Genomic DNA, 4,227 nt, shown 5'->3' with positions numbered 1-4,227 from the left:
GGCCGGCGTCACCGCCCTGCGCCCCCGCGGTCACGCCCTGCCGCCCCAGGCGCCGCCGGACCGGACGGGCCACGGCCCCGGGGACGCGGGCGCCGACGACGGGCTGCCCCGCCGCATCCGGCAGGCCAGCCTCGTCCCGCAGCTGCGCGAGGCGCCCGCGCCCGACCCGGTGCCCGCCCCCGCCGTCCCGGGCGTACCGGAGCGGACGCCGGAGCGGGTGCGCGACCGGATGGCCGCCTACCGCGACGGCTGGCAGAGCGGCGGCGGCCCCGCCCCGGGCGTCCGGTGCCCGCTCGGCGACGGGGCCCCCGCGGCGGGCACGCCGCGGCCCGTGCCCGTCCCCGGCACGCGCCCGTACGGCGACTCCGGACCGACGGGCCCGCACCAGGCCCCGTACGACCCGCGCAGCGACGCACGCGCGCGTACCGACCTCGGCCCCTACTTCGGCGCCCGCCCCACCCCGGCCCAGGACCCCCGACCCGAAGGAGACGACGCATGATCGACCACGAGAGGATCTCCCACCACCGCTCCGGCGAACTCGACTGGCTCCTCGACGATCTGGTCACCCGGGTCCGCGAGGTCCGGCACACGGTGGTGCTCTCCGGCGACGGCCTCGCGGTCGGCGCCTCCAGCGGACTGAGCCGGGAGGACGCGGAACACCTGGCGGCGATCGCCTCCGGCTTCCACAGCCTCGCCAAGGGCGCCGGACGGCAGTTCGACACCGGCGGTGTCCGCCAGACCATGGTCGAGATGGACGACGGCTTCCTCTTCGTCGCCGCCGCGGGCGACGGCTCCTGCCTGGCCGTCCTCAGCTCCGTCAGCGCCGACATCGGCCTCATCGCCTACGAGATGGCCCGGCTCGTCAAACGCGTCGGCGAGCACCTGCACACCCCGCCGCGGCTCACGGTGACCCCACCGGCCGCCGGCTGACCGGAGAACCCCATGACCATGGACAGCAGCGGCGCGGACGGCGGCGGCCGGGAGGGCCCCGGCGGAGGCCCGCCCCCGACGGGCAGCCAGTGGTACGACGCCGACGCGGGACCGCTCGTCCGGCCGTACGCGATGACCGGCGGCCGTACCAGACCCGGCCCCAGCAACGTGCGGTTCGACCTGATCGCCCTCGTCGTCGTCGACGACGACCCGCCGGGCGCGGCCGAGGAGGCCGTCCTCGGCCCGGAACACCGCGCCCTGCTCGCCCTCTGCCGCTCCGAGACCCAGTCGGTGGCCGAACTCGCCGCCGACGCCGACCTCCCCGTGGGCGTCGTCCGGGTCCTCCTCGGCGACCTCCTCGAATCGGGCTTCGTACGCGTCAGCCGGCCCGTACCGCCCGCACAGCTCCCCGACGAACGCATCCTGAGAGAAGTGATCGATGGCCTACGAGCGCTCTGACAGCACCGGCGCGGACGGCGGCGACGCTCTCGCCCTGAAGATCCTCGTCGCCGGCGGCTTCGGCGTCGGCAAGACCACCCTGGTCGGCGCGGTCAGCGAGATCCGTCCCCTGCGCACCGAGGAGCGGCTCAGCAGGGCCGGCGAACTCGTCGACGACACCGGGGGAGTGGACCGGAAGACCACCACCACCGTGGCCATGGACTTCGGCCGGATCACCATCCGCGCGGGCCTGTCGCTGTACCTCTTCGGCACCCCGGGACAGGACCGCTTCTGGTTCCTCTGGGACGAGCTGTCGCAGGGCGCCCTGGGCGCGGTCGTCCTCGCCGACACCCGCCGCCTGGAGGACTGCTTCCCGGCGGTCGACTACTTCGAACACCGGAAGATCCCGTTCGTGGTGGCCGTCAACTGCTTCGAGGGCGCCCGCTCCTACGGCGCGCAGGACGTCTCCCGCGCCCTCGACCTGGACCTGGGCACCCCCGTGGTGCTCTGCGACGCGCGCGACCGCGACTCCGGCAAGGAGGTCCTCATCCGGGTCGTCGAGTACGCCGGGCGCAGGCACACCGCCCGGCTGCTCGACACGGTCGGCTGAGCCAGGCCCTCCCCCTCCGGGGGAGGGCGGGACGTCCGCCGGGGACGACGCCCGGGGTCAGTCGGAGACGCCGCCCGCCGAGGCCACCTTCTCGATCTTCACCCGCACCAGCAGTTCTCCCGGCACCCCGTTGCGCGCCCCGAACTCCTCGGCCCGGTCCTCGCCCATGTACCTGCCGCCGATCCGGGTGGCCCAGTGGACCAGCTCCGCCGGGTCCTCGCTCAGCTCGGCCCGGCCGCTCAGGGTGACGTACGAGAACGGCGGGGCGTCGTCGTCGACACAGAGCGATACCCGGCCGTCCCGGGCGAGATTGCGGCCCTTCACCGTGTCCTTGCCGGTGTTGAAGACGAAGGAGTCGCCGTCGAGCACGAACCACACCGGGACGACGTGCGGGCTGCCGTCCGCGCGGACCGTCGCGAGCTTGCCGGTACGGGTGCCCCGGGACACGAAGGTCCGCCACTGTTCCTCGGTCATTCTCGTCATCTCCCCATCGTGCGCCATCCGGTGGCGCACGGCGGCACACCAGGGCCGATGGGGTGCTTGCTCTGTCCACGACAGTGCGTAAGGCTTGCGGAGACACGCGGTCCGTACGGCGCACGCGGGCACGGGGCCCGGCCGGCGCGACCGCACCGACTAGGGGGAGGACCATCACATGGCGCTGGACAAGGGGCTCGACTGGCTCCTGGACGATCTGACCCGGCGGGTCGGACCGATACGGCACGCACTGGTGCTGTCGAACGACGGACTGGTGACGGGCGCGAGCAGCGAACTCGCGCGGGAGGACGCGGAGCACCTGGCCGCCGTCTCCTCCGGCCTGCACAGCCTCGCGCGCGGCTCCGGCCGGCACTTCCGGGCGGGCCGCGCCCGGCAGACGATGGTCGAGTTCGACGAGGCCCTGCTGTTCGTGACGGCTGCGGGCGAGGGCAGCTGCCTCTGTGTGCTCAGCGACGCCGAGGCCGACGTCGGCCAGGTCGCGTACGAGATGACCCTGCTGGTGAACAGGGTCGGCGAACACCTGGGCGTCTCCGTGCGGCAGCCGGGCGGTCCGACGGACTGACGCCCTTCCGCTGTCGGTGGTCTGCCGTCTGCCGTCTGCCGTCTGCCGTCTGCCGTCTGCCGTCTGCCGTCCGCCGCCCGGACGGTTGTCCACAGGCGGTTGTCCACAGGTGGTGCGCGGATCATCACTTTCCGTTACCTTCGTGGTGTCGGGTTCACCGGAGCCCGACACCGGCCGGTGCGCCGGGACGAGTGACGGGGGAGGCGGACGACGCCATGACGGTGGACGCCATGACGCTGGATCAGACGACACGGACGGTGACGCCGGCCCGGGCCGCGGCGGAGCTGGAGCTGAAGCGCGAGGAGTTCCGGCTCGCCGTCCGGATGGGGCTGATCAGGACCACGCCCCTCCCGGACCGGGACGAGGCGGTCCGGGACCGGGGAGGCGGTCGGGAGCGGGCGCCCGAGCGGCGCCCCGTCGAGCGCGCCGAGCTCGACCGGCTCAAGGCGGCGCCGGACTTCCCCGACGGCCTCCGGGAGCGGGTGCGGGCCGTGGGGGCGGGAGAGGCCGCCGGGCTGCTCTCCATCACCCCGGACCGGTTCGCCCGCCTCGCCCGCACCGGCCACCTCAGCCCGGTCCGCTTCTACCTCAACCGCTACCGGTCGGTGATCTGGCTGTACGTGGCGGCCGAGGTCACCGCCTTCGGCGAGGAGCACCCCGCCCTGCTCGGCGGCCGGCTGCCGGCCGGGGTGCGCGAGCGGGAGGCCGCCGGCGAGGACCTGCGGGCCAGGAACTGGCGTTCGCGCCATCTGGCCCTGCTGCTGCGCGGCACCGACGACCCGTGGGTCCGCGCCGCCGCCGTCGCTTCCCTGCTCGACCCCGTCCAGGTGGCGGAGGTCGTCGACGACCCGTACGAGCGCGGCCACCTGGACCGGCTGCGCCCGCCGCCGCCACCGGGCTTCCCGGTCTCGGGGGCGGCGTACGAGGTCGCCGAGCGCCTCGTCCGCGCGGACGACCCGGACGAGATCCTGTGGCACCGCGTGAGCCTCGCGCTCGCCCTGGACGAGGCCCGCGCCGTTTGCCGGGCGCCGCACCCGGGCGAGCGTCCACGACCGGCGGCCCCGGCGGCGACGGAGCCGGAGGTGAAGCCGGTGCCGGTGTCGGGCGCGGCGGGGGTGCGGCCGTCGGACGTGGCTCCGGCCGGCGGGCCCGTGCGGCGTCCGGCGGTGCGCGCGCGGGCCCGCCGGGGGGC

The 4,227-nt window shown here is 75.2% G+C and carries 6 protein-coding genes and 1 pseudogene; 6 read left to right on the top strand and 1 reads right to left on the bottom strand.

The window, feature by feature from the left end; all coding sequences use genetic code 11:
- From IE321_RS40930 to IE321_RS40915, 4 genes and pseudogenes are all read left to right on the top strand, one after another.
- Positions 1-499: pseudogene (locus tag IE321_RS40930) on the top strand (sensor histidine kinase); the annotation flags it as partial.
- Positions 496-930, top strand: coding sequence for a roadblock/LC7 domain-containing protein (locus IE321_RS40925; RefSeq protein ID WP_043232247.1), 435 nt, complete (start codon positions 496-498; stop codon positions 928-930). The pseudogene IE321_RS40930 and the gene IE321_RS40925, both read left to right, overlap by 4 nt.
- Before the next feature lie 12 nt (positions 931-942).
- Positions 943-1,389 carry a DUF742 domain-containing protein gene (locus IE321_RS40920; RefSeq protein ID WP_079022535.1) on the top strand — a complete coding sequence of 149 codons (447 nt, stop codon included), beginning with the start codon at positions 943-945 and terminating at the stop codon, positions 1,387-1,389.
- Positions 1,370-1,978, top strand: coding sequence for a GTP-binding protein (locus tag IE321_RS40915; RefSeq protein ID WP_043232245.1), 609 nt, complete (start codon positions 1,370-1,372; stop codon positions 1,976-1,978). Before IE321_RS40920 ends, IE321_RS40915 begins: the two co-directional genes overlap by 20 nt.
- 57 nt (positions 1,979-2,035) lie before the next feature.
- Here the strand turns inward: IE321_RS40915 and IE321_RS40910 are convergent, their stop codons facing one another.
- The gene (locus IE321_RS40910; RefSeq protein WP_190226697.1) at positions 2,036-2,461 is read right to left on the bottom strand and encodes a PPOX class F420-dependent oxidoreductase; all 426 of its coding nucleotides are present in this window, start codon (positions 2,459-2,461) and stop codon (positions 2,036-2,038) included.
- A 169-nt stretch (positions 2,462-2,630) separates the two neighbouring features.
- Between IE321_RS40910 and IE321_RS40905 the strand changes: the two genes are divergently transcribed.
- A complete protein-coding gene (locus IE321_RS40905) occupies positions 2,631-3,035 on the top strand; it encodes a roadblock/LC7 domain-containing protein (protein WP_043232241.1) in 405 nt (134 codons plus the stop codon).
- 230 nt (positions 3,036-3,265) lie between these two features.
- Positions 3,266-4,227: DUF6397 family protein (locus IE321_RS40900; RefSeq protein WP_190226696.1), on the top strand; the 962-nt coding region annotated here is incomplete at its 3' end.

The sequence above is a fragment of the Streptomyces hydrogenans genome (assembly GCF_014656075.1).
Lineage (GTDB): Bacteria > Actinomycetota > Actinomycetes > Streptomycetales > Streptomycetaceae > Streptomyces > Streptomyces hydrogenans.
The sequence above is the reverse complement of the archived record's forward strand: the minus strand, read 5'-3'. Positions and strand labels throughout refer to the sequence as shown.

Coding starts and splice junctions, on each gene's coding strand:
- IE321_RS40920 (WP_079022535.1), top strand. CDS start 943: ATGACCATGGACAGCAGCGGCGCGGACGGCGGCGGCCGGGAGGGCCCC.
- IE321_RS40905 (WP_043232241.1), top strand. CDS start 2,631: ATGGCGCTGGACAAGGGGCTCGACTGGCTCCTGGACGATCTGACCCGG.
- IE321_RS40925 (WP_043232247.1), top strand. CDS start 496: ATGATCGACCACGAGAGGATCTCCCACCACCGCTCCGGCGAACTCGAC.
- IE321_RS40915 (WP_043232245.1), top strand. CDS start 1,370: ATGGCCTACGAGCGCTCTGACAGCACCGGCGCGGACGGCGGCGACGCT.
- IE321_RS40910 (WP_190226697.1), bottom strand. CDS start 2,461: ATGACGAGAATGACCGAGGAACAGTGGCGGACCTTCGTGTCCCGGGGC.